1 protein-coding gene is annotated in these 731 nt (G+C 49.0%); it reads left to right on the top strand.

From position 1 onward, the window contains the following. Window positions 1-131: 131 nt before the first annotated feature. Window positions 132-632: a hypothetical protein gene (locus tag MWC30_RS21695; RefSeq protein WP_244086286.1), complete on the top strand. Its 501-nt coding sequence runs from the start codon at window positions 132-134 to the stop codon at window positions 630-632. Window positions 633-731: the final 99 nt, after the last annotated feature.

Genomic DNA, 731 nt, shown 5'->3' with positions numbered 1-731 from the left:
GTTTTCTAACAAAACGAACCGTTCGCCCTGAGCCTGTCGAAGGGCATGTCTGGTTGTGCCCTTCGACAGGCTCAGGGCGAACGGACAGCAAGACAAAATGTTAAGAAATATACGCTCAGGTACTTATGTCTATGACTCACCAAGAAGCCGAATATGAAGAGTTCATGGATCGGCTCTATGAAGAGAACAAAGAACAAGCAATCGAAGAGTTTACCGGAGAGCTTTTACAATCGTACTATCGTAGCAACGGGCTCCTCGCAAAGCCTGCATTCGACGCCCTCGTCGAAGCCCGCAACCTCATGAATACAAGCATAACCGCAGCTTTTGTGTTCTCAGCTATTGCCATGGAGGTTGCTCTGAAGGAGAGTTTGCTGAAGCCAATCGTTCATGGCTTGGTTCATGCCGAGTCGGTTGCGTCGCTGGTTACCGATCTGGTCATGGGTCATCAAAGCATGGACCGGTATAAAGACTTGCTCCTTCGAATTCTTCGCGAACATGGCGGGGTAGATCTCTTATCATACAAGAGATCCGACTCAGCAAGAAACATTTGGGAAGAGATAAAGGCCATCCAGAAGAAGAGGAACCTTATAGTGCATACGGCTCAGGTTAGGGCGTCCAAAAATGGCCTCTGAGGGCCGGTTTTAGTGCTCGGGATTTGGCCCCAGAAGTAGTGGACAGGTTGTGTCCACAGTAGTACGATAACCTGGATTCTATCATCCATAATCCAGGGG

This window comes from Desulforhabdus sp. TSK, assembly GCF_022836495.1.
Lineage (GTDB): Bacteria > Desulfobacterota > Syntrophobacteria > Syntrophobacterales > Syntrophobacteraceae > Desulforhabdus.
Note: the sequence above shows the minus strand (reverse complement) of the source record. Positions and strands in the feature narration are given on the sequence as shown.

Coding starts and splice junctions, on each gene's coding strand:
- MWC30_RS21695 (WP_244086286.1), top strand. CDS start 132: ATGACTCACCAAGAAGCCGAATATGAAGAGTTCATGGATCGGCTCTAT.